Origin of the sequence: Lactiplantibacillus herbarum, assembly GCF_001039045.1 — a bacterium.
GTDB lineage: Bacteria > Bacillota > Bacilli > Lactobacillales > Lactobacillaceae > Lactiplantibacillus > Lactiplantibacillus herbarum.
In genome coordinates, this window is the sequence record NZ_LFEE01000012.1 from 151,647 (window position 1) to 152,503 (window position 857).

An 857-nucleotide genomic window follows, 5' to 3' on the forward strand; every position below is an offset into this window, starting at 1 on the left:
AAGATTAATGATATTCCAGTTCGCTCAGAGATGTATCAAGGGCAAACCCCTCAAAGTTTCAACATCAAAACGTTAGTTGAATCTTACAATGCATTATCTGATGCCCAAAAAGAAACGCTATCTGATTCTTGCAAGATTTGTTTGCTTGCCGGTCAGGAAGTTACCATGGTCCGCGGTGAGAACTTTAACTTTAAGATTACGACACCATATGATCTCCGCGTGGCAACGGCCTTAGTAGAAACGAGGGACTAGCATGCTAAATCAAGTATACCGGTTAGTAGATCCGCGACAGTTTGAAGTTCAAACGGTTGCTGAAGAAGTCACGGCTAATGACATTGTGGTTCGACCACGTTATCTATCCGTGTGTCACGCTGACACGCGTTATTTCACGGGCCAGCGTCCACAAGCTGCCTTACGCCAAAAGCTGCCAATGGCTTTAATTCATGAAGGTGTTGGGGAAGTCGTAAACGATCCCAAAGGTGAACTTAAGCCAGGGACTTTAGTGGCAATGGTACCTAATACGCCATTTGAAACGGATCCGATTATCGAAGAAAACTACTTACCAACCTCGAAGTTCCGTTCTAGTGGCTACGATGGCTTCATGCAAGAATACGTTTGTTTACACCGTGATCGGGCCGTCGTTGTTCCTGACAGCTTTGATCATCAGATGTCCGCATTTATTGAAATGGTTTCAGTGGGCGTGCACGCCTTAACTCAGTTAGAAAAGACGATGGATGCTGATCAAAAGACGATCGGTATTTGGGGCGATGGTAACCTTGGTTTTATCACCGCAACCCTCGTGAAGCAGATTTTCCCTGACAGCGAGCTAGTTGTTTTTGGTCGTCACCGTTCTAAGT

At 45.4% G+C, this 857-nt stretch carries 2 protein-coding genes; both read left to right on the forward strand.

The genetic code is table 11. The annotated features are described in order from the left end of the window. Nucleotides 1-252, forward strand: a 252-nt coding sequence (locus ACG95_RS14720; protein ID WP_237756445.1) for a 2-C-methyl-D-erythritol 4-phosphate cytidylyltransferase, incomplete at its 5' end; no start/stop codon positions are given. A 1-nt stretch (nucleotide 253) separates the two neighbouring features. Beyond that, the coding region (locus tag ACG95_RS14155) for an alcohol dehydrogenase catalytic domain-containing protein (protein ID WP_152668282.1) at nucleotides 254-857 on the forward strand (604 nt) is incomplete at its 3' end.